The organism is Bacteroides sp. D22 (assembly GCF_000163675.1).
GTDB lineage: Bacteria > Bacteroidota > Bacteroidia > Bacteroidales > Bacteroidaceae > Bacteroides > Bacteroides xylanisolvens.
In genome coordinates this window covers 169,377-192,055 of the sequence record NZ_GG774806.1, presented here as the reverse complement: position 1 = coordinate 192,055, position 22,679 = coordinate 169,377, and the positions used below count along the sequence as shown (strand labels likewise).

Genomic DNA, 22,679 nt, shown 5'->3' with positions numbered 1-22,679 from the left:
CTGCCAACGCCTCAAGTCCCATCAGCTCAAATTCATTCCAACGGAATCCGCTATCGCTTTCTCCGTTAAAGTCCTCTATGGAATTAAACCAAACATTATCACTTTCATTCGTGATTGTCTGAAACCGTTGTAAAAACTCCTGATAGTCCGCAGGAAGTTCGGAGTACCGATTTTGTAAATCAGAGCTTAATTCTTTTCTTTCCAATCGTTCTGTAACGATGAATCCTATATTTTTCAGTGCTTCAATCATATTTTTATTTTACGAGTTTATAATGGTTTAGCGGGGAACGCTGTCAAGCGTTATCACGCTTTGTTACCAACTTTATTATTCACTTTCAGCAGCTTCTTGAAGATATTCTTCAATATCTTCGGAGTTGTTTAGCTCTAATGCTCTTTGCACATTTGAAGCATCAGGCGGCATTAATTCTACATTTATCAAAATACTGCGGCGTGATTGGTTTTGTGCAAAAAGTCCTTCTTTATCAAGAATTGACATTGCTTTCACCATAGCAGTTAGCCTGACATCAAACTCCTTTCCCCAATCTTCATCATTCAAACTATCAATATTAGCTCGATGTTCAAAGAGCTGTTTTACATCACTAAAATATTCGTCGTAGCCAAAAGCATAATATGGCGAGTCTGCATAAGACCACTTTATACTTTGTGCATATGTTTCAGAGTTCAATTGTGTTACTCTGGCTAATGCTTCCCACGACCATGCAGAAATAACAGGAGCAAAACCTTCACCTGTCGTCAGAAGCGCACAATAATAAAAATGTTCGCCATTGCTAAACAACTTTTGGAAAGCCATTCTTGCGGCTTTTGTTATGGCTGCTATAAGTATTTCTATTTCTTTATTCATAAAGTAATTGTTGGTAATGTTTGGCAGCGTTCCGCTTTAAGCGGTAGTGCTGTTTGTTAGCTACTTTACCAATTTAGCAAAGGCAACATTTCCTTAAGTTTTTCTTCATTTCCTTTTTTAAGAAATCTTGGTAAGATAGATAAATGCTTTAGCTTTTTAAGGGGAAATAGTGAAGAAATATCATAATTCCGATTCTCAACTGTTACACAAAAATGTAAATATTCAAGTTCAAGTAAACGGGAAAGCGGCTCCATGCTTTTAACGGGCTTACCGACTCCGCACATTCCTCCATTAGATAAAAACAATTCTTGCAAACTTCTCAATTCGGCTATCGGAGATAAATCATAAAGATGATTAAGGTCGCATATATAAAGAGTCTTCAAATCAGAAAGTTCTTTCAGAAATTCAATATTATCTACTCGTTTTATGTTGGCAAGTACAAGGATCTGCAATGATTTTAATGTAGATAGTTCCGGGAACTCATCTTGTTTATTACAGCTGATCTCCAAGTATTTCAAATTGGGCAATGAAGACAAAACATCAATGCGTTCTTCGTCAATATCACCCAATTTTATTGCCTCAATTTCATCATTATTCCTCAGAGCGTTCCAATTATTGTAAGATAGTTTGGTTCTCTTTAATGGTGTAGGTAAGGACAAAATTTTAGTACCCTTTGGAACTTGGGATAAATCCCAATATCCCCACACCTCTCCTTCCAATACCCCTAAATGCGCATATGGAGGCGAAGGACATTTTTTATCTGATAGGTAATTACTCCAATTCATATTTTTCTTTTTATTACAAGTAGCTAATGTTCGGTGGCTAACCGACCTTTAAGGGGAGGTTGAGCCGCTTGTTAATCGTCTTTATTGGATTGAATGTATTATTAAAGATACTTCGTCTTTTTGATAAAGATAAGTTTTTATTATACAAGATGTTTTTTGTAATGATAAAAAAACTTTAACCGACGCTTCACAATAGGGAGACAAAGAATCAAATAGGACTAATTCAGTAGAATCCCATTTTACTTCAACTTCTTCTATTGGTTCAATCCCGTTTACGATATCATTCTCCAGAAGTTTTTCCACCGTTAAATAATCGGGAGCATACTTCCAGCGGATTATTAAGATTGCTCCATCTTTATTTACTATGCGTGTAGCCATCGGTTCATCTCCCATTACCAATAAGACATGATTGTCTATATAGATTTTCCCCAAGTAATCTGTTACGCTACATATAGCATTGTAGTTTTCTTGACCCTTCCATTGATGGGCATATTGTTGCTCAACAATGACAAATGGGCTTCCTGATGTTTCAATCCAATTATTCATATTTTTCTCAGCGATTAATGTTTGGCAGATAAACCACTTTACCTTAAGGTTTCATCTGTTTGTTAGCAACTTGTTCAATAATCAAAATATCTCCAAAGATATTTGAAAGCATTTTTCTATACTCATTTACATCTTCAATTATATTTTCATTATATGACACAGTTATTGAAGTAATATCATCCATACATTTATGTTTTGCCGAAAAGACAATCTCATTTTGACGTAAAATGACTTTGTCGCATAATCCATATCCAGAATTAGATTGGTCTGAATACTCAAAATAATATGAGTCCATACCTAATTTAATATCCTGTTCATCAAATTCTAATGCTCTTTCGACAATTACATATTCTTTGGGTTCATTCTTATCATCAGCAAAACCAACTAAATATGAGTTGTATTCTGTCACTTCATATACTATTTCATTTGCTATAAAATTTATTTCCATATTTCATTTGGCTTAATTAGTTGCTAATGTTCGGCAGCGTTCCGCTTTAAGCAGTAGTGCTGTTTGTTACTAACGAATTCATTCATTAATTGATGCTTTCATTTTTTCTACAATTACATCAATATATTGTTGTGGAATGTTTTTATTTTTATAGTTCTCAATAGCATCAAGAATACTTTGTTTCAATATCTCAACACATTGAGAATCATTTGCTGTTTCAAATTTATCAAATGGGAGTAGAATTTCCAATTCTATCCGATTACGTTTTTTCGAATATCTACTTAATGGATTTGTAGTAAATCCTTTTAAGCAGAATACATAGAAACTTAGTTCATTAATATATGAAATATCACATAGACAATCCATATATTCTATTACAGAGTTTCTTGCTTTACGAAACTTATCAGAAATACTATGTTCCAATTCACCTCCAATAAAAACTTTCATACAAATTTGTTATCGTTAGTAATGTTTGGCGGATAATCGACTGTTATAGGAGATTTATCCGTTTGTTATGCGCCTTCTTATTGTGGATATTCAAGTTTCAAACTCTTTCCATCCAATGCAACCGCATCACTAAGGGTAATCCTGAGCTTTTGTTCTTCCGAAAATCCGATGGTTTCGCCATCATTCAAAGTTACATCGCAGTCTAAAACATATGTAACTATATCAAGCAGAAAATCGCGAACATCATTCAGATCGGCATTGGCAGCATAAACTTCCATTTCTTCTTTACCAAATTTTCTCATTCCGTAGGTATATATACCTGCACATTCTTCGGTGCGATATACGCCAAACCACACCCAATCCAATATAGGCAATGCTTCATCATCTTGCTGCATTACAGATGCAACATCACAATAAAACTGGGGATAGAACACAGTTCCATCAGTATAGACAGCAATGGCTCTTTCTTGTTTAAGGCATGAAGAAACGACTTTTGTAAATAGTTTCCCTCGTTCCAATAGATTGGCATCCTTTCCCAATACAGAAACCATGAGATGTGCCTTGTGGCTTTTAGTCACTTCTACTGCATCTTTCCACATGTAATTTGCTCCTGCATAATGTTCCGCCTCTTGATTAGGAACAGGTGCAGGCATAATGGCTACTGCAAGTGTAACATCTCCCATAACAGCTACCAACGCTTCTTCATTGCCGTCATATGGAATTTCTATGTTCCAATCTGCCTTGCAGTCGTTGATGAGTTTTTTAATATCCCATTCATTTTGTGATAATAACACAAAGGCTACAAAAGCTCCAGTTGGATAATTTTCTTCTTTCATATTCTTATTGTTTTTATATTATATCTTTGGTGCATAATGTTAGGTGGATAATCGGCTGTTGGTAGATTAATCCGTTTGTTAGTCGCTCTATTGTTTCCAGAATTTTTCAAGTTCATCATACTCTCCAAACCAATACTGAAAAGCTATCTTATCAATGCCGTTTTTGCCTCTCCAAAAATCCACTGGGTAATTCCAATCAGAACTTCGGCTGCTTCTTGGAGTACATCCTTCATTAAACTCATAAAAGGAACCTCTATATTTTTCAGTGTGGAGAATACTAAGGTATCCCATTATTTCCAACAGACGTTGTAAAGCTAATTCTGCAAACTTAACACTTATACGCTTTTCCTCTTTCTTCCAATGCTTGAAAAATTCTTTTTTCTTCAACAATTTGTACACATAGCGAATCCCGTCTGATTCCTGCACGGATGTGATAGTCTCAAAGATTTCTTTAAGAATACTCAGCCCCTCCTTTTGTTGTTTGGGATCATACAGGAAATTCACACTTTCCCTATTCTCTTGCTGTAAGCATTGTACCATGTGAAAAACATCAGATTCATTCACCCCATATTTGGGATTGAATGGATATTTTTCAATATCTTTCTCAAAGGAAGACGAACAAATATAACAAGAGTTTATTGTAGGTTCATCCATAATTTCTCTTTGTTGTTCTACGGTCATATTCTCAAAGGAGAGGTATTTTCTTTCTAAGAATAGTTTTTTATTTTCTTTTATCCACAACCTCTCGTCTTTGTAAAAATCACCTGTTTTAGGAATGTCGTATATTGAATATGAATGAACATAATATGTTTTCATTTTCGACAAAACTTGAAGCCCAAAATGAATCCGACCTATTGGCAAGGTTTGTATGAATAGCTCAGTAAGCTGCTTCTTGTCAGAAGAAGTGTACTCTTTCAACAATAGTTCTATGGCTTCGTTATGTGTCATTTTTATTATTATTTTTAAGTGGCTAATGTTAAGGAGGATAATCGCCTTTTGGGGCGATTTATCCTTATGTAATGTTAAGGAGGATAATCGCCTTTTGGGGCGATTTATCCTTATGTTCGAGGCCGCATTTCGCAGCCCTTAGGCTGCTTTATTTAACTCTCCAAGCAACCGTTCAGGTTGCTTACCTTATAATTAATATTATAGAACTTCAATTTTCCCCCTGCACTTTCCTTTTGCCGATAAGGGAAATTTTCATTCCGTTTCCGGGATTTTCCCGGTATGATGTTCCGTTCACCAATCATTTTTTGTCCTCCTTTCATTGCTTTTTCGTGGGATTTCCATGTTTTCCTTTACGAAAGTGCATAGCTATCCCGTTATTTCATTATGCGACTTTTTGTTTTCGTATGTCAGACCTGCTAAACACAAGTGTTTCAGGTGATTCATCGAAAACAGTCCGTCTTGTTATTATTGTATGTACATAAATTCTCGCACGTTGGCAGCACTCGCAGAAGAAAGGATTCTCGTAATCGCTTTCTTCTGCCGGGGCGTTTTGCATCACATCCTCGTCCCGTCCGAAGTATTCCCCCGGCAAATTGCCTTTGTTGGAGTAAAAGCCGTAGTACCTCACGATACGGAAATAATGTAGGGGTACATGCTGCATCAACCGGGGAAAGAACTCACGGTAATGCAGGGTCAGTTCCTTCTCCAACGGGTTCCTCCTGTCGGGGGAGTTTTGATAGTCACGGTAACGGAACGTGATGTTCTCGTCTTCCATCGCCGTGATTTTATATTCGCTCAGGCACGCTCTTTTGGAATACCGCCCGATATATTGTATCACCTGTTCGGGCATTTCCAGAGGCGGCTCCAGATGAACAATCCACTGCTTCTTGTTTACCACGTGTTTGATAAAACTCATGAACTCCATGCGGTTGCGGAAGTCATGTTTGAGCTTTCCGTTGTCAAACAACTCTATCAGAGCCTTATCGAACGTGTGTTTGAATATGCTCCTGATGAAAGCGTCGTTCACCTTTGACCTTTCCGGAACGACAATCCTCCCGTTCCCGTCAATGCCACCCCATGATAGGAGCATGTGCGTGTGGACATGGTACTGCTTGGTTTCCCCGTAGGTATGTAGCACGGCTATCACGCCCACTTTCAGCCCGAAAGCCTTCATCATCCAGATTTTCAACGCTTCCGCCGACGTGCGCATCATGATGTTGAGCATTTCTTTCTTGTTGCGCTTCACCAAGTCAAGCAATACATGGGGCAGGGTCATCACCACGTGGCGGTGAGGGACACGCAACAGCTTGTCTTTCATGCGTGCAGCCCATTTGAGCGTGTCACGCCATCCGCACGTGGGGCAGAAACGGTTCTTGCAGCTATGGTAGATTTCCCGGACTTCACCACATTCGGGGCAGGCATAAGTATCTATCCCCAAAGCGGCGGTGCGGCATACCCTTATGGCATTTGCAGCCTTATACTGTTCCGGGGTGATATACTCTGTCGGATGCTTGGCGTACTCATCCCACCAACGGTTGAAATAGTCTGCCAAGCGGTACTTCTTTTCAGTGCCGCAGCCTTCCGATTGTGCCGATATGTCGAGTAAATCTATCATCTTTCCTGTTTGCAACTGCCTATTATACAGTCTAATAGTAACTTCAAGGCCTTGAACATGTAATTATCAGCGGTTTTCGCTGTTATTTTCTTATTTAACTATCTCATTACCACTTTCAAGAATATCATCCAATGGAGTGCGGATGCTGCTCTTGAAAGTGTCGGCTATATGCACGTACATTTCCGTCGTTTTCAGTTGGTTGTGTCCCAACAGCTCTTTCACGATTTTCAAGTCCGTGCCTTGCTCGATCAGATGCGTGGCAAACGAGTGCCGCAACAGGTGGGGGTACACCCGCTTGGTTATTCCGGCTTCCTTCGCCGCCTCTTTCAGCTTCTTCGACACGATGCTCTCCGTGAACGGCTCGCCCTTGTACCGCTCGAACAGCCATTCCTGCGGCTTGTACAGCTTGGTGTACTCGGTCAGCTTCCTGACAAGGGGCTTCGACAGCAGCGTGTAGCGGTCTTTCCTCCCTTTGCCCTGCCGTACCCGTATCAGCGAACGGCTCACGTTGATGTCGTGGGGCTTCAAGTCCAGCAGCTCGCTGATTCTCAACCCGGCGGAGTAGAGCAACGAGAACATGCAGAACAGCCGGATGTCCGGACCGGTTGCGTCAAGGATGGATTTTATCTCCTCCTTGCTCAGCACGTCGGGCAGCGTCCGTTCCCGTTTGGCTCGCTTTACCTCGTAACATTTCCGTTCCTGTCCCAGCACCTTCTCGAAATAAAACTTGATCGAGTTGATGCGCAAGTTCTGTTGGCACGACGAGATCCTCCGTGTGTCAATCAGGTGTACGATGTAGGCGTTGATTTCTTCCGGTCGGATGTAGCGAAGGTTTCTTCCCGCAAAGTATTGCTGGAACTCCCTGAAATAGACAGTGTACGCACGGACGGTATGCTCGCTGTACCGCAGTTGCCGCAGCGTCTCGGCATAGCCGGGCGGGATGGCGGGGCTGGTTTTCCCGCTCTTCTTGGGCAAGGTGTTTTTCAGGGCGGAGTAATTGATATACGCCGTTTCCACATGGCGGTCGAAAAAGCCGGACAGGTCGAAGCCTTCTTCCGGCAGGTAGGCTCTGTCCCCCTCGAACCGCACGCCCTTCTCTTTCGACAGCGACAGCCGGATGGCATCGTCCTCGTCGAACTCCACTTCCACGTATTTCTGCCCGTCACGGATGGCAGGTGAAAGCGTTATTCTCGGTTTGCTCTGATAAACTTTCATACGCATCGCATGGGTGGCAATGACAGACCGTGTCCCTCATTACCCATATTTTACAAATATAGAGAAAACAACGAATTATCGCCGTTTTCCGGAGGAGAAAAATGCGTGTGGGGCATGATTTTTTTGTATTTTTCACAGGAAAGGGCTGCGACAAACCTGCGAACCGGACGACAAGTGCGGACAGCCCGCCCCGGACTTGCACGTTCCCCGTGTTTCTCCCTCTATATTTACGCCCGGTTTCACTTGAGAACCAATAGTATTCACCATTTAAAAACATTAGATTATGGACGAACGACCGGACAGCAGCCAGCAGTTGATGGACATCCTGCTCGTCATGGACGAGAAAGGCACGCTCCAAGCCGTCAGCGGAGTAAAGGACGGCGAGTTACAGACCAAGAACCCGCTGGAGGACAACAACGACCTCCTGCGGGTGGATCGCCACGGCGATATGTTTTCGAATTTCTTTTCCAACCTCTGGAACCAGTTGAAAGACCCGACCCGCTTCCACTTCTTCCGTGTGCCGGAAGAGGAGGTGCAGCGGGTAGCCGCCGATTTCCGGCAACGGGAGAGCCAGTCCGTCAAGACGGGCGAGCCGCTCGTTGCACAGTACGAGGTGCAGCCGCCCGTGCAGGCGCAGCAGCAGACCCAAGCCGGGCAGCAGCAACAGCCGGAGGGTGCGCCGCAGCAGTCCGCCGGGCAGACCGAACAGAACCCGCAGTACAAGTACCGCCCGGAGGACATCGACTGGAACAGCCTCGCCGCCCTCGGCGTGCAGCGGGAGCAGATCGAGGTCAACGGGATGCTCGACCAGATGCTCCGGGGCTTCCAGACCGACAAGACCGTCCGGGTGCATTTCCACTTCGACGGCATCTCGCACAGCAACGACAGCCAGCTCTCGCTCAAGCCCGGCACGGACGGCAGGCTGACCGTGTGCAGCCACGGCATCCTCGACCCGGAGAAGATGCAGAAGCAGTTCTTCGGCTACGACATCACCGACTCCGACAAGCAGGTGCTCCGGCAGACGGGCAACATGGGGCATCCGGCGACTGTCACCAACCGGGCGGGCGAGCAGGTCGAAGCCCTTGTCAGCCGCAACCTCAAGACCAACGAGCTGGTCGCCTTCCCGCTCTCCAAGGTCAATATCCCGGCGGAGAAGAACGGGCATACCTTCACCCCGGACGAGATAGCCCGGCTCAAACAGGGCGAGGCGGTGGTCTGCCAGTTCCTTTCCAGAGCCAAGGAGGGGGAGCAGCCCAAGCTCTACCCGGCACCCGTGCAGTTCAGCGCAGCCAAGATGCAGCTCGAATTTCTCTTCGGCGACCGGGGCAGGCTGGCGATGGATGCGTACAAGGCGAACCTGAAACAGACCGCCAATCAGGAGGTACCGAAGACCTTCCGCAAGCAGGAGCTTACCGAGAAGTCCCGCCTCGAACTCGAAGCCGGGGGAACGGTCAAGGTCTCCGGCTTGGTGGACAAGAAAGGAAAAGCCTACCAAGGCTACATCACATGGAAGCCCGGCGAGAAGCCCGCCTTCATGTTCCCCAAGGACTACAAGGCGGCGCTCGAAGAGGGGCGTGTCAAGCCCGCCGTGGAGAACGAGGTGCAGGTGGCGGTCAATTCCGAGGGCAAGACCGTCGAGGCGACCCGCAACCTGAAAGAAGCCCTGCAATCCGCACAGCAGCGACCCACCGGGGAGCAGAAACAGCAGCAGGAGCGCAGGCAGGAGCAGAAAGAGGACCGGAAACAGGCACAGAAGCAGGAACAGCCCGACAAGCCCAAGCGCAGCCGGGGTGTCCGTCGATGATTTCCCCCGCCATTCTGTAAATGAATTACCCGGTTATCCCGTCCGAGCGGCGGGATAACTTTTGTCAAACCGTTAAATTTTAAAGAAATATGATTACAGCAGTCATCGCTGAAAAGCCTTCCGTAGCGAAGGATATAGCAAACGTGTTGAATGTCCGGGAGCGGCACGATGGCTACCTCTCAGGTAACGGCTACCTCGTTACCTGGGCGTTCGGCCATCTCGTCCAGCTCGCCATGCCCGAAGCATACGGCTACACGGGCTTCCGGCGTGAGAACCTGCCCATTCTGCCGCAGGAGTTCAAGTACATCCCCCGCCAGATACGGGAGGGCAAGGAGTACAAGCCCGACCCCGGCGTGCTCAAACAGTTGAAGGTCATCAGGGAGGTTTTCGACCGTTCCGACCGTATCGTCGTGGCGACCGACGCCGGGCGTGAGGGCGAAGCCATTCATCGGTACATCTACAATTACCTTGGCTGCCGCAAACCCTGCCTGCGCCTCTGGATCTCCTCGCTGACCGACCGTGCCATCCGGGAAGGGCTGGACAACCTCAGACCCGGCAGCGACTACGACAACCTCTACCGTGCCGCCGAAGCCCGTGCCATCGCCGACTGGGAGATTGGATTGAATGCGACTCAAGCGCTTTCCATCGCCGCCGGGCAGGGCATCTACTCCCTCGGACGGGTGCAGACGCCCACCTTGATGATGATTTGCTCCCGTTATCTGGAGAACAGGGATTTCACCCCGCAGACCTATTTCCGGCTGAAGGTTACGGCGGAAAAGGACGGCACGCCCTTCGCCGCCATCTCTGAATTGCGTTACGAAACCCTTCCGGCGGCAAACGCCGCCCTCGCCGCTGTTACCGCAACGGGGACGGTGCAGGTTGCCGACGTGCAGCGCAGGGAAGTGAGCCAAGAGCCTCCCTTGCTCTACGATCTGACCGCCTTGCAGAAAGAGGCGAACGGCAGGTACGGCTTCTCGGCGGACAAGACCCTCTCCGTCGCCCAGTCGCTTTACGAGAAGAAGGTGTTGAGCTATCCCCGTACCGGCTCCCGCTACCTCTCGGACGATGTGTTCGACGAGATACCCGACCGCATCGCACTGCTGAAGCGGTACCCGGCTTTCGCCGCCCATGCCGCCGCCCTGAAAGGAGCTTCGCTCAACCGCCGCAGCGTGGATGCGGGGAAAGTTACCGACCACCATGCGCTCATCATCACCGAGTGTCTGCCCGGCGAGCTGTCCGCCGACGAGCGCACGGTGTACGACATGGTAGCCGCCCGCCTGCTCGAAGCCTTCTCCGCCCGTTGCCTCAAGGATGTTACCACCGTCTCCTTCACGGCGGGAAACAGCGTGTTCACCGCCAAGGGAACGGTCGTCAGGTCTGCCGGATGGCGTGCCGTGCGTGGCGAGCGGGACGAGGACGACGAGGGTACAGCCGCTTTGCCGCCCTTGCAGCCCGGCGAGGCTTTCCCCCTGCAATCGGCGGAGTGCGTGGAGAAACAGACCAAGCCCCGTCCCCTGCACACCGAGAGCAGCCTCCTTTCGGCGATGGAGCATTGCGGCAGGGAGTTGCGAGACGACGAGCTGCGGGACAGCCTGAAAGGGAACGGCATCGGCACGCCCGCCACCCGTGCCTCCATCATCGAGACCCTCTTTGCCCGGGACTACGTGCGCCGGGAGAAGAAGAGCCTCGTACCGACCGGCAAGGGGCTTGCCGTGTACCAGATAGTGAAGGACAAGCGCATCGCCGATGTCGAGATGACCGGGCAGTGGGAGACCGCCCTCGCCAAGATCGAGAGCGGGGAGATGAATCCCGACACCTTCCGCAAGGGCATCGAGGTCTATGCCGCCCAGATTACCGAAGAACTCCTGCAAGTGCAGGTATCGGTGGCGGACGGCGGACATATCCCGTGTCCCAAGTGCCGTTCCGGTCGCATCCTCCTTTACCCGAAGGTCGCCAAGTGCAGCAACGTCGATTGTGGGCTTACCGTCTTCCGCAACAAGGGGGAGAAGCAGCTCACCGACAGCCAGATTGCCGACCTCGTGACCAAAGGCAAAACATCCCTTATCAAAGGCTTCAGGAGCAGGGACGGCAAGCCCTTCGATGCGTACCTCACCTTCGACAAGGACTTCCGCACCGTGTACGGGTTCCCGCCCCGCACGGACAAGCCCAAAGGAAAGGAGCGCAGGCGATGAACGGCATCGGTTGGATCACCGTGGCGGAAGCCGCCCGGCTCTGCGGCACGGACGAGCTGCGCATCACCCTCTGGATGAACGGCAACCACATCGCCTACGCCCGTTTCGACGGCATCCTGATGATCGACGGCGCATCCCTTGCCGCCCTGTTCAGCCGCAACCGGGTCGCCACCATCTACGAAGACGTGGCGCAACAGCGGGGCAAGCCCGGCAGACCGGGCAGGCTCCGCCGCCTGCTCGATACCCCGCTCGACACCTTCGGCTTGTCGCAGCGCATCGTCCGGGCGTGCCGGGAGTTGGGCGTCTTCACCGTGGAGCACCTGCTCGTCCACCTCCACCGCTTCCGCTTCTCCCGCCTGTACTGTGTCCGCAACTTCGGCAGCGGATCGGCAGCCGAGACCCTCCGGCGGCTCCGGCAGGACGGCTTGACAGACGGCGGCAGCCCACGGGATTTCAAGGTCTTGTACCCGTAAAGGCTTTTAAGCACAATTGTTAAAAAACAACCATGTAGTTCTCTTGTAAATTAATAATATAGTTAATAATATACTGATCTACATTGTAATATAAATAAAATGTATAACTTTGCAGACCAATTTGAATGTAATGGCGACTAAAAAATACTCTCTGGCTATTGAGAAAATAGATGAAGTAGCAAAAGAATTTATTGCTGCCCGCCCTGCTTATACGCTTCACATAAAGGAATGTAACCAAGGAAAGCAAAAGCAGATAGAGATTATCAATATAAAAAATCAGGAAAAAAGCACATTAAATTGTTTTATTACTGGTGGACAAGTTTCTCATAATATACAAGGCAAAAATGGAACTTTGAATGGAATTTGCAAGGATTGTTGGGAGTATATTGTGGAACAGACTGCGATACCGGATATGGATCAAAAATGCTTCAAATTGAAAGGTGTAAGGAGCGATGATTTTGATACATTGATTTCAGCGGTAAAAGAATATAATAATGTTGTTGTTTCCGAAGTAAACACGGATAAGAGTCCGAACATCCGGAACCAATATCATCTGAAAGGGAAATACGATGCTAAGGTTTCTGTTATCTTTTATAATAACGGAACATTAATGGTACAAGGATGTATCACATCATTTTATGTGGAATTTATAACCGAAGTGTTGCAAGCTATATCTTCCATTCCTTCCGAAGCTATAGAAGAAGTGTTTGCTATCCAAGCACGTGCTGGCTATGCATTAGACAACGATCTTAGCAAGTATATTGGAAACAGAGAGCATATTGATGGAAGTGTGATAGAAAACTTTATCAATACTTCAATCAATTTGGCTAACTCTGCGGTTAAGGTGGATGATTATGGATGTTATACTTTTGGCATTTTGAAAGCGTTAGATGCGGTATTGCGCACTCGTCTTTTGGAAGATGCGCCTGATTTTGACGAATACGGGACATATTTTCAGAAAAATAATAGTGGGGCGTATTGCTTTAAAAGTGGTATCGGAACGTATGACAACAATCTACATTTGAAGCAGGCTTTGGAACAAGGATATTCATTCTTCAATCAACATAGGCACTCGACATTCCATGTGGACAGTTTTAATGTGGAAACAAGTAGAACCCTTGAATACGATGAAGCCGTAAACATTATTAAGGACTGCCTTGTTATTATTAATAATATATGTAATAATTGGTAAAATGGAAAATAAAGAATTTCAAATAATCCCCTTGCAAGGACGGAGCTTGTTAGTGGTTATTTTATCGTCAGAAATGACGAACTACTACTGGAAAGAGCTTCAGACTGAATTGGCAAATCTCAACATTGCCGATGCAGAGGTCTATTTTGATTTTCTGTACCGCAATGGATTAAAAAATAGATTCTTTAAGTCTAAACTTAAAGGGATGATGTTAATTTCCAATTCATTAAGAAAATGTGAGGCACCCAAAGAATATATCAAGGTTGCCGATACTTTTTTTGCTTCACATTCTAAATGGATTGACAGTAGTGTATTGTCTTCTTTCCAAAAAATCTTTTATAAAAAGAGAATTATTGACACTCAGTCATTGCCAACGGCATTGTAATGTTTGTCAGTTACATATTATACAACAAAGGTGCATCATTGATGCACCTTTGTTATTTTGTACCTCAAATTTAGGCAACGGTATTACCTAAATTTAATATTCTTTTGTCTTTCAAAGAATTTACCTTATCTTTGCACCAATAGAACCCGCCAAGCCTCTTGATAATGCTCAAATCGGCGGGTCGTTTTTTTATAACCCGTCATCCTTTCCTGAATGACCCAAGCCACTTTTCAGTGGCTTTTTGCATTTCATGGGCATACCCTTCCGTACACCGTCCGGATTTTCCCGTCCTCCAATACCTTGCTCGACCGCACGACCCACGTCCTGTCGTCATTCAGCCCGCACTCCAGTGCCTTCTCACCGCCGCCGACCAGTACCGGCACGGTTATCACCACGATTTCGTCCGCCAGCCCGTTATCCAAGAGCAAAGCCCCGGTTTCCGCTCCGTAAGCCGTTACCGTACCTTCGCCGTCCGCTTTTATTCCCCGCAGTTCCGCTGCCGCATCCCCTGTAACAAACCGCACCCGTTCCTTCTCCGTCAAATCAATACAGCCGTCCGTCACGACCAAAGTTTCTTTTGCCGTGAGCGGCCAGCCCAGATGGTTCAGGTAAATGCGCAGGTAGGTTTCCTCGTCGATCAGCACGCAGCCGGAGGCGTCCACCGCCGCATCGAAATACTTGTCCGATCTGACCGGACAACCGTCAATGGATTGGTACACGTGCAAGGTAATCTGTTTCATATCAATGTGTTTTTAAGGATTATGTCCGCCTCGCACCCAAAAGAACGGCGTGAACTCACGCTATTCCGGAATAGAGGCACTGGTATACCCGACAAACAGAATAGGTAAGCGCACGCCGTATAAGCATACAGCATGTGCATTACACCATCCGTCCTGTTTGTCAAAAATTACCAGTTTTCTATTCCAAGACGTTCAGCGAACGTACAATATGTATATCAATCCCTGCCTGTTTCCAAGCCGGGCATGAATCTTCTATGTCACGACAGCGGGCGTGCCCGAAAGCACCGCCTTCTGTCTTCGTGGAGCAAAGATAGCGAAACTTCCCGAATAACAAAACAATAGCCCCGCCTAATCTCACGATCCGGCAGGGCTTCATCCACCAAAAGCACCGTCAGAAAAATGTCATTTTCACGGGAACAACCCCCTTTTCCTGCGCCTTTCCTCTTTCCGGGCTTCCTTCTCCTTGCGTTTCGCAGCCCGTTCCTCCACGTCGGCGAAACGGGTGCGGATGAACTCGTGCACGTCCTTCGTGCGGTAGAACACCTTGCCGCTGATGGTGAAGTACGGCAACACCCCGATGGCACGGTAGCGTTGCAGCGTGCGGATGCCCACCTTCAGCAGCAGGCACAGGTCTTGGTTGTCCAGCACCTCCTCGCCGTCGAGCGTGTTGTTCTTCTTCAGCACCCTTTCCAGCAATTTCTCCGTCCGGTCGAAGCGTTCCATGATGCGCTCCATCCAGCCCTCAAACTCTTCCCTGTCCGTGTACATAGCAGTCGCCCTCCTTTTCGATGATTTCCTTTTCCCGCATATAGCGGATGTAGCCTTTCGCCGTCCGTTCCTTCACTTCCAGCATCTCCTGTATCAGCTCGCACAGTTCGATGTAGCCGTACTTCTCCTGCCGGGCGAACGCCTCCCGTGCCATCTCCGCCAGCTCCTTCTCCTTGCGCTTCTCTTTCTCCGCCCTCGGCTTCTCGCCCACATAGACGGGCATCCCGGCTTGCTTGTCCCATCTGAACTGCATCAGCGGAATGTCCAGCGGGCTGCCGTCCCTGACCTTCAACGCCTTCACCACCGACACCTCCGGGTTCTCGTCCTTCTCGATGGAGAGGATGGCGGCGGACTTGCGTTGCAGCTCGCTGCCGAGGTGTCCCCGCAGCTTCAGTCCGTTCGGCACGAAATGCACCACGGCGGCGATACACGTGCGGTAGATTCCCGCCAGCCGGTAGATCTCGTCAATCAGCGCCACGCTCTCCGCCTCGTCGTTGGCGCAGCGGATCAGGTCCGCCACCCCGTCGATGACGACCAGATGGATGCCCCCGTGCAGGTAGTAGTACCGGTCCATGCTCTGCACGATGGCGGTCAACCGCTCGCTTCTCGACATCCCCGTCAGGCAGTACACGTGCAGATACTCCGGCATCCGCTCACGCCCGGCACGGCGCAGCAGCCGCCCCGTGTTCTTGTGGAGCTGTTGCTCGCTCTGTTCCGTGTCGTAGAGCAGCACCGCACGCCCCTTGCGGTTCGGTTCCACCCGCACCCCCAAGAGATCGGCGTCCGTCTCCCGTTCCATGATCGCCCCGGCGACCAGTGCGGCGGTGTAGTTGCTCTTGCCCGTCCCTTCACCGCCCGTGATGCAGAGGATGTTCTCTTCCGAGCCTAACGGCACGTCCCCGGCGGTAACGATGGCGACCGCCTGTTCGGGCGGGTGGTCATAGTCGATCTCGCACGATTTCAGCATCGCTAGCGTGTCCCCGTACAGCGTGTCGAGCAGTTTCAGGAACAGCCCCATCAGCTCCTCCCTCGTGTGCCCGGCTTTGAAGTAGTCCGTCACGTCCTTCTCCGCCTTCGTCCCCGACAATGGCAGCACCAGCCGTTTCACCCCGTACTCCGCCAGTTGCGCACGGTGCTTCTCCGAGCATTCCAGCCCCGTCTTGTCCGTGTCGTACAGCAGCACGATGTGCTTGAAGCGATAGACCAGCTTGCGCACGGTCTTCGCCGGGATGACCGAGGTCTCCGAGTTGAAGCAGATGGCGTGGAAGCCGTGCGCCGCCAGCGTCAGCACGTCCTTCTCGCCGCCCGTGAGGAAGAGCAGGTCGCCCTTCGAGGGCAGTTGCTCCAGCCCGAAGCAGTAGTTGTCGCCCGTGTGCCCGCCATAGACGAAGCGCACCTCCGACATCGGGCGATAGACCTTCACGCCCCATTTCCCCCTGTACCCGAACATCGGTTCCGCCGGGGTGGAACTGAAACCGAACGCCTTGCCCTCCCTCGTCTCGCCCCGGTACTCGGCGAGCGATACCGTCCCGTAGCGGCGCAGCACCTCCACGGTGATGCCCGATGCGCCCCAGTAGACAAGCTCCCCCTCGGTGAAGGGCTTCTCCGCCGCCCGGTAGGGCTTCGGTTCGGGACGGTCGGCGGACACAGCCGCCTCTTCCGTGTCCGTTCCGGCTTCCCCGGCACCGCCGCCCCTTGCGCCCGGCACGAGCCGCAATCTCCGACAGCCCCCGGTTCCCACCGTCCCGTCGGTCGGGCTGTCCCCGTCCAGTCCGAGGCACAGCTCCCGGTCGATGGTGTGCAGCACCTCCACGAAGTCGGCGGCGTTCCGGCAGTCCAGCCCTTTCAGCTTCGCCACGAGGAAGAAGCAGTCTCCCGAATAGTCCCCGTTGCCGAAGTCCTTCATCCGGTACGTACCGCTCCGGCGGTCGTAATACACGTTGCACGAAGCCTTGCTGTCGGCGTACAGCGGGTTCAGGAAGTTCCTGCCCACCCGCCACTTCACGGGCAGGTAGTGGCGGAACACGTCCAGCCCGTTACTGGTTCTTGCCAGCACTTCTTCCTTTCTTACCATAGCTTCCGTTTTTTCGGTTATGCAGGGGATGTTCCGCTATCATCCGGTCGATCTTGGCGGCGGGCGTCTCCACCATCCACCGCTCACGCAGGCTCTCGACAGCCTGCCGGGGATAGCGTATCTGCCGCCCGATCATCGAATAGGGGACGATGTTCTTCTGGCGGTAGCGTTGCAGGGTGCGGTGGCTGATGTCCAGCGCCTCGCACACCTCCTTGTGCGTCATCCACTTCGGGTCGGCTTTCCGTCCCTTGGTCACAGGGCTTTCCGCTTCCTCTTTCCGTTTGCGCTCCGTTTCCTCCCGGTTCCGGGATTCCTCCACGTAGGCGGTTATCTTCTCGATCTTCTCCACGAGCAGGCGGTAGGCGTTGCTCTCGATGGTCATTATTTCCATTGTCGTACTCATTTTTAGGTTTCTGCCGCAAATGTCGCCCGATTCGCCGGTTTTTCCTGCCACTATACCAGCACCTTGGCAAAGATTTTTTTTCGGGGCGCATTTTCGCCCTTGCCGCCGTTCCGGGCGGTAAAAAGGACCGAGACGGGGTAAAAAAGAGCGTCCGGAAGGCTCTTTCCAGCCCTTCGGACGCTCCCTTCCCGTGTCCTGCCGTCTCTGCCGCCCCGTTGCCAACTTGCTACCGGCTATCCATGTCCCGCATCTTTTTCAGCAGCCTCTCCTTCATCTCGTCCAAGAACGCCGTCGGGTTCTGTTGCCCCCGCAGCCTGCCGAAAGCGTGGTACACGTTGCCCAGATCCACGTGGAAATGCTTCTCGAACAGCGCAGCCAGCTCGCCGATCTCGGTGTTGCCCTCGTCCACGCTTCCCGTCACGTGTATGCCATAGACGAGCAGTATGGCGGCAACCTTCGTGTTCGTCCAGCGGTGTTCCTTCTCCGGCACGGCTTCCGTCTCCGTCCCCTGCGCCGCACGCTCCATCCGGCGGCTCAAGTGTACCAGCAGCATCTCCACCGAGATCAGCCGTGCCGCCAGTATGTCGTAGCCCGTGGAGAACTCCGCCTCCTCGTCCAGCACGAAGCTGCCGCTCTCGGGGCTTAGCTCGCCCTTCGCCCGCAGGAAATAGTAGCTGTCCCGGTACGTCGCCCCGCTGTGATAATACTGGTAAAAGGGCAGGTAGCGTTCCATCATCCGCTCGGCACGCTCCATCGCCTTGCGGTAGTACGGTTCGGCGACACGCAGGCAGGCGGGGCAGCCGCTCTCTATCTGGTACACCCGGTAATAGTACAGCAGCCTGCCCGTCAGGGCGGGTTTGTAATACTTGAAGTAGAGGATCTCCTTCGCGTCCCCGGCGAACGGATGGGCGAGGGCGTACTCCTTCAGTTCCCGGTTCTTGCCTTTCAGGTACGAGACCATCTCACGGCAGACGCCTATCACCTCCTTGCCGTCCATGCCGGGGGCTGTGGTCGCCATGCGCTGATCCACCTCCTTCAGCAGCCCGTTAAAATATTCTTCCATATAAATCTTGTTTCATGTTGTTTATAAGGGCGCAAAGTTAGCGGACGGCAGGGAAACGGACGTTCTGAATCCTCACCGCCGGATTCGGATTGTCCGCCAATCGGCCCCGGACGGTCGGTTTTTCACGGCAGGGCTGGAAAAGGGAGGCTAAACTGTACGGGCGCACCGGGCGATTTCACGGATTTCGGCAGGAGTAGCCTTCAGGTGCTTCTTGCAGAAGTCCCACAGGTAGCTCGGAGTGGCGAAGCCGCACACGTCGGCAATCTCTTGAAGGGGCATGTCCGTGTCCGCCAGCAGGGAGGTTACGTGCGCTTTCCGCTGTTCCGTCAGCCAGCGGTGCGGAGTGGTGTTCAGCTCCTCCTTGAAACGCCGTCCCAGCGTATTGACCGACATGGCGCATTCCCGTGCCAGTTCCTCCACGTTCTTCACCTTGGGCAGAGCCAGTGCGATTTCTTCCCGGAACGAGCAGCCCCGCAGGTGCGGCAGGTACTTTTCCACCTCCTGCAAGTCCGCCTTGCCGAACATCGGCGGTATGCCCTTGCGGTACTCGGACGCCCGTTCACGGCGGAAGCGGAACAGCAGTCCCGCCAGACGGTTGCAGAGCACGTTCAGGTGCGGGTATTCGTCGTAGGCGTTGATGCTTGCCTGCATCCGGCAGAGGAACAGGAATCCTCTGCAGTCCTTCTCCCGGAAATACGCCTCCGCCGTTTCCAGCAGGAAGTCTGACGAGCTTCCGTGGCGGTGATAGGCGACCAGTATCAGCAGCCCGGCTTCCTCCTTTACCCGGCACGAAAGTACGGGGCAGTGTTCCCGCAGCAGCTCCACCAGCCGCACCATCCGTCCGTTCTCCCGTGCGAGCCGTTCCGCCGCAATCCATGTCACCGGACGCTCCGCATCCGTTTGCGGCAATACCCTGCGTACCTTTTCCATCCATTCCCGCCATCCCTCCCGGACGGCTTCATTCATTAGAATTAGTGTAAGATTCTGTTTCATTTTGTTTCAACACGATATTAAATAATACAAATCTTACACGAAATTACAAATTGTTTGCAATAGATGTCCTGCCGACACCCCGTATCGGTCACGATATTTCCTTGAATTACAGATTCGGATTTTGCTCCATAGGTTCGGATATTCAGTCGTGAAAAAACAGAAAGGCTGTACCGGTTCCACCCGCAGAACGGCATGACAGTAAGCAGGGGGAGCCGGAAGAAAGTCATTCGCCGGTTGGTGAGTGCGTCTTTTCAACGGGATATTTGCCGTCCCGTATCTCCTGCAACCTTTCGATCAGTGGTTGCTCCTTGGAATGGTTCTTTTGTTCGGCTATAATGAAGAACGATGCAAAACTGCCGATAACATACAGCCAGAACAGGCATTGACCGAGCAATTTCCGGTATTCGCCCACTGTCTCGTACTTCGCCTGCATCGCTTTCAGCTTCGCAGGACGGTAATACAACTTTCTGGCAATCCAGATAAAAGGAGCGAGCGTCGCTGCGGCGAACAGATAGGCAACCGGGTTGAACCTGCTCCATTCCACCTTGTCCGTCAGGGAAGAGAACCAGCCCGTCAGCATATCCCATCCCCATGCCTCGAACAAAAGATGGAGAGCCATCAGGTTAAGAAGCCACAGGATTGCCATCGTCCACGTGGCATTGGAGATAACCGCCTTGTCTTTCCTTGCACGTTTGTTCTTGCTCCAGAAGTAATACATCCAGTATGCCGGTTCCTTGAACATAGCTTCCTCCTTTCCTTGTTTTCCGCTTGCTTATCCCGTTACGAAGAACAGCAACAGGGCGCATCCCGTTGCGGCGGCAACGATCAGCCCCAGCCAGAAACGGTAACTCCTTTCACCCAGCGTACCCAGCCAGAAATTCCCTTCCCAACTTCCCGGACGGGAGTACGTCCACCGCCATCCGCAGACAATCCCCACAAGCCACAGCAGCAGGATTCCCGCCACGATCAGGTAGCCGTACCTCGGATGCGCCTGCAACCACTCCGGCAGACCCTCCATAAACTCGCTTATCTTATCGAACCATTCCATAGCAATAACAGAAAAAGCCAAATTCATACCTTACGGACGAACCGTTATACATCAAAGCAAAAATAGTGAAAAGTCCAATCACTCAAAAAGTTTCACCGCAAAAATCTTTTCCGTTTGGAAGAAATACGTTTTATTTGCACCTATATAGCCGCAACGTATGAAGAAAGCCTCCCCACATAAAAGAACCAGTCGGCCGAAGCTCCCCGGATTCTTCGACCACCTCTTTTATTGGACGTGGCGCAGTTGTCGGCACGGCTTCCCGGATCGTAGTTTTGCGGTCATCAGTGTGGTCCAGTTCGCCTGCCTCCTGTTTCCTGTCGCCATCGCTTTACAGTTCTTGGGCACTCCGGCTGTCCGCTTCCTTTACGAAACAGACGACCGCCTTACGCTTTTCCCGCTGATACTGCCGTTCCCCGTATTGCTCTGGAGGAATATGCGCATCTATACCGAGGAGCGTTACCGCATGATGCACGACTATTACGGGGCGTTCCATGTATCGGTACGGCAACGCTATCGCCTCCGTTTCCTTGTCTGCACGGTGCTTGCAGTCCTTGCCATCCTGCTTGAAATACGGCTGTTCACCCTTTATCATGACCGCTGCACGGCCATATCCTCCGGCAACAGCCATCCCGCAAGCCTCTATGTCCCGTACCGGTATGACAACGGCAACGACCCCGTGCAGGAAGGCGTTTACCGCATCGTCGATGAAAAAGGGCGTATCGGATATGCGGACGAGCATGGCAATACCCTCGTAGAACCACGCTTCGCTTTTGGCTTTCCTTTCGAGAACGGGAAGGCGAAAGTAACCGACACGGGAGAACTGGAAGAAGCTCCCGGTTCGGATGGGGAATACCACTATTGGGAAAGCGATGATTGGTATTACATCGACCGCAAAGGGCAAAGGATTGAATAAAAGCCCCAAGACTGCCCTAAGCCCGACATTCCAGCCACCCCACCTGCCAAGCCCTTGCAGGGCAAACACGAAGCCGCCAAGCCCTATCGGAACATCCCGTTCATCCCACCTTTCCCCCGAAACAAACACCAAAACTCAAAACCAACTCATTTACAGAAACTTAAAAGAATATCGGTGCAAGCCGCAAAACAGCCCTGTGTGGCTGGTGCAAGGTGCAGCTATATATATAAATATAGCTGCACCTTGCACCACAGAAATACACACTGAAAATCAACATTTTACACTTCGAGTAAAACCACGGGTGCAACCTCGTTTTTTGCACCGCCTCCTGATTTTATGCTTTTCCTGTAATCCGGTAATCCCGAAAAATAAAAAATCCCCGAAACATTTCCCTTTTTCGGTCAAAATTCCTATATTTGCATCAGTTCCAAGAGCAGAGCGAAGCAATGCAGCGAAACCCGCACAGCTACCAAATCGCTACCGGCTACCGAACTTTCTACTCTTTAAGTCTTATCTACCAACCGATTACAAAAAAACGATTGTTTTGCCCTAAAAAATAGGATTCAAATGTAGACAACAACAAACTTTTGCCAAAACGGCGTGGTCTGCTTAGGAAATATGGCTTTCCCATATTCGCCATTCGCCATACCAATGCCGTTTTATCCACATATAAATAATTTTTCCTTCGGATATCCTCAAAGGTCTGTATTCCAATAGGAAGTTTACGCATCAAGTCATACATATTCGGTTCTTTAGCTGTTATACACATCAAAGGTAATCATTATTTCGAAATAATGATGAATGAACACTTTAAAAACGGGATATATCTGATATATATCATCTTTCTCCTTATATATTTGTTGCTTGCGTAACAAAAAGATTCCCCAAAATGCGGATAAGTGGAAAAATATTAATAATATTGTCATCTG

24 protein-coding genes and 2 pseudogenes are annotated in these 22,679 nt (G+C 50.1%); 6 read left to right on the top strand and 20 right to left on the bottom strand.

The window, feature by feature from the left end:
• From HMPREF0106_RS11975 to HMPREF0106_RS12015, 11 genes and pseudogenes are all read right to left on the bottom strand, one after another.
• Positions 1–250, bottom strand: a pseudogene (locus HMPREF0106_RS11975) (SMI1/KNR4 family protein); the annotation flags it as partial.
• A gap of 75 nt (positions 251–325) precedes the next feature.
• The gene (locus HMPREF0106_RS11980; RefSeq protein ID WP_009040063.1) at positions 326–862 is read right to left on the bottom strand and encodes a DUF4303 domain-containing protein; all 537 of its coding nucleotides are present in this window, start codon (positions 860–862) and stop codon (positions 326–328) included.
• 65 nt (positions 863–927) lie between these two features.
• Positions 928–1,647, bottom strand: coding sequence for a hypothetical protein (locus tag HMPREF0106_RS11985; protein WP_008763879.1), 720 nt, complete (start codon positions 1,645–1,647; stop codon positions 928–930).
• Positions 1,648–1,728: 81 nt separating this feature from the next.
• Positions 1,729–2,193, bottom strand: a complete 465-nt coding sequence (locus HMPREF0106_RS11990) for an Imm21 family immunity protein (RefSeq protein ID WP_009040062.1) — start codon at positions 2,191–2,193, stop codon at positions 1,729–1,731.
• Between the two features lie 43 nt (positions 2,194–2,236).
• Entirely contained in the window at positions 2,237–2,641 is a 405-nt protein-coding gene (locus HMPREF0106_RS11995) for an Imm10 family immunity protein (RefSeq protein WP_005840574.1), read from the bottom strand.
• A gap of 78 nt (positions 2,642–2,719) precedes the next feature.
• Positions 2,720–3,088: an Imm44 family immunity protein gene (locus HMPREF0106_RS12000; protein WP_004295261.1), complete on the bottom strand. Its 369-nt coding sequence runs from the start codon at positions 3,086–3,088 to the stop codon at positions 2,720–2,722.
• A 77-nt stretch (positions 3,089–3,165) separates the two neighbouring features.
• Entirely contained in the window at positions 3,166–3,924 is a 759-nt protein-coding gene (locus tag HMPREF0106_RS12005) for a DUF4261 domain-containing protein (protein WP_005842525.1), read from the bottom strand.
• Between the two features lie 87 nt (positions 3,925–4,011).
• Positions 4,012–4,872: a hypothetical protein gene (locus HMPREF0106_RS25435; protein ID WP_009040061.1), complete on the bottom strand. Its 861-nt coding sequence runs from the start codon at positions 4,870–4,872 to the stop codon at positions 4,012–4,014.
• A gap of 152 nt (positions 4,873–5,024) precedes the next feature.
• Positions 5,025–5,192, bottom strand: a complete 168-nt coding sequence (locus HMPREF0106_RS27085; protein WP_009040060.1) for a hypothetical protein — start codon at positions 5,190–5,192, stop codon at positions 5,025–5,027.
• A 62-nt stretch (positions 5,193–5,254) separates the two neighbouring features.
• Positions 5,255–6,487: an IS91 family transposase gene (locus tag HMPREF0106_RS12010; RefSeq protein WP_009040059.1), complete on the bottom strand. Its 1,233-nt coding sequence runs from the start codon at positions 6,485–6,487 to the stop codon at positions 5,255–5,257.
• 90 nt (positions 6,488–6,577) lie between these two features.
• Positions 6,578–7,708 (bottom strand): tyrosine-type recombinase/integrase, encoded by a 1,131-nt coding sequence (locus HMPREF0106_RS12015; RefSeq protein ID WP_009040058.1) that lies wholly within the window; start codon positions 7,706–7,708, stop codon positions 6,578–6,580.
• A gap of 277 nt (positions 7,709–7,985) precedes the next feature.
• Here HMPREF0106_RS12015 and HMPREF0106_RS12020 point away from each other — a divergent pair, with 277 nt between their 5' ends.
• From HMPREF0106_RS12020 to HMPREF0106_RS12040, 5 genes are all read left to right on the top strand, one after another.
• Positions 7,986–9,506, top strand: coding sequence for a DUF4099 domain-containing protein (locus HMPREF0106_RS12020; RefSeq protein WP_009040057.1), 1,521 nt, complete (start codon positions 7,986–7,988; stop codon positions 9,504–9,506).
• A gap of 89 nt (positions 9,507–9,595) precedes the next feature.
• The gene (locus HMPREF0106_RS12025) at positions 9,596–11,698 is read left to right on the top strand and encodes a type IA DNA topoisomerase (protein ID WP_008627642.1); all 2,103 of its coding nucleotides are present in this window, start codon (positions 9,596–9,598) and stop codon (positions 11,696–11,698) included.
• Positions 11,695–12,171: a hypothetical protein gene (locus tag HMPREF0106_RS12030; protein WP_009040056.1), complete on the top strand. Its 477-nt coding sequence runs from the start codon at positions 11,695–11,697 to the stop codon at positions 12,169–12,171. The genes HMPREF0106_RS12025 and HMPREF0106_RS12030 overlap by 4 nt, the downstream gene beginning before the upstream one ends.
• Before the next feature lie 130 nt (positions 12,172–12,301).
• Positions 12,302–13,363, top strand: a complete 1,062-nt coding sequence (locus HMPREF0106_RS12035; protein ID WP_008627639.1) for a type II toxin-antitoxin system RnlA family toxin — start codon at positions 12,302–12,304, stop codon at positions 13,361–13,363.
• A gap of 1 nt (position 13,364) precedes the next feature.
• Positions 13,365–13,748 carry a type II toxin-antitoxin system RnlB family antitoxin gene (locus HMPREF0106_RS12040; RefSeq protein ID WP_005647599.1) on the top strand — a complete coding sequence of 128 codons (384 nt, stop codon included), beginning with the start codon at positions 13,365–13,367 and terminating at the stop codon, positions 13,746–13,748.
• Positions 13,749–13,996: 248 nt separating this feature from the next.
• On the opposite strand, the gene HMPREF0106_RS12045 is transcribed toward HMPREF0106_RS12040, so the two are convergent.
• The 8 genes from HMPREF0106_RS12045 to HMPREF0106_RS12080 form a co-directional block, all read right to left on the bottom strand.
• Positions 13,997–14,488 carry a dihydrofolate reductase family protein gene (locus tag HMPREF0106_RS12045; protein WP_008627633.1) on the bottom strand — a complete coding sequence of 164 codons (492 nt, stop codon included), beginning with the start codon at positions 14,486–14,488 and terminating at the stop codon, positions 13,997–13,999.
• Positions 14,489–14,896: 408 nt separating this feature from the next.
• Positions 14,897–15,256 (bottom strand): helix-turn-helix domain-containing protein, encoded by a 360-nt coding sequence (locus HMPREF0106_RS12050; protein ID WP_004327328.1) that lies wholly within the window; start codon positions 15,254–15,256, stop codon positions 14,897–14,899.
• Positions 15,231–17,330 (bottom strand): bifunctional DNA primase/helicase, encoded by a 2,100-nt coding sequence (locus HMPREF0106_RS12055; RefSeq protein WP_009040054.1) that lies wholly within the window; start codon positions 17,328–17,330, stop codon positions 15,231–15,233. The genes HMPREF0106_RS12050 and HMPREF0106_RS12055 overlap by 26 nt, the downstream gene beginning before the upstream one ends.
• Positions 17,293–17,721 (bottom strand): helix-turn-helix domain-containing protein, encoded by a 429-nt coding sequence (locus HMPREF0106_RS12060; protein ID WP_032581435.1) that lies wholly within the window; start codon positions 17,719–17,721, stop codon positions 17,293–17,295. Before HMPREF0106_RS12060 ends, HMPREF0106_RS12055 begins: the two co-directional genes overlap by 38 nt.
• Positions 17,722–17,959: 238 nt before the next feature.
• Positions 17,960–18,796 carry an RteC domain-containing protein gene (locus tag HMPREF0106_RS12065; RefSeq protein ID WP_009040052.1) on the bottom strand — a complete coding sequence of 279 codons (837 nt, stop codon included), beginning with the start codon at positions 18,794–18,796 and terminating at the stop codon, positions 17,960–17,962.
• 147 nt (positions 18,797–18,943) lie between these two features.
• A complete protein-coding gene (locus HMPREF0106_RS12070; protein WP_009040051.1) occupies positions 18,944–19,789 on the bottom strand; it encodes a helix-turn-helix domain-containing protein in 846 nt (281 codons plus the stop codon).
• A gap of 223 nt (positions 19,790–20,012) precedes the next feature.
• On the bottom strand, positions 20,013–20,531 hold the full coding sequence (locus tag HMPREF0106_RS12075; RefSeq protein ID WP_008627612.1) for a hypothetical protein: 519 nt from the start codon (positions 20,529–20,531) through the stop codon (positions 20,013–20,015).
• Between the two features lie 30 nt (positions 20,532–20,561).
• The gene (locus HMPREF0106_RS12080; RefSeq protein ID WP_008627610.1) at positions 20,562–20,864 is read right to left on the bottom strand and encodes an immunity 17 family protein; all 303 of its coding nucleotides are present in this window, start codon (positions 20,862–20,864) and stop codon (positions 20,562–20,564) included.
• A gap of 259 nt (positions 20,865–21,123) precedes the next feature.
• Here HMPREF0106_RS12080 and HMPREF0106_RS0124745 point away from each other — a divergent pair, with 259 nt between their 5' ends.
• Positions 21,124–21,750 carry a WG repeat-containing protein gene (locus HMPREF0106_RS0124745; protein ID WP_224262758.1) on the top strand — a complete coding sequence of 209 codons (627 nt, stop codon included), beginning with the start codon at positions 21,124–21,126 and terminating at the stop codon, positions 21,748–21,750.
• 532 nt (positions 21,751–22,282) lie between these two features.
• Here the strand turns inward: HMPREF0106_RS0124745 and HMPREF0106_RS12085 are convergent.
• Positions 22,283–22,492: pseudogene (locus HMPREF0106_RS12085) on the bottom strand (AAA family ATPase); the annotation flags it as partial.
• Between the last annotated feature and the right edge of the window lie 187 nt (positions 22,493–22,679).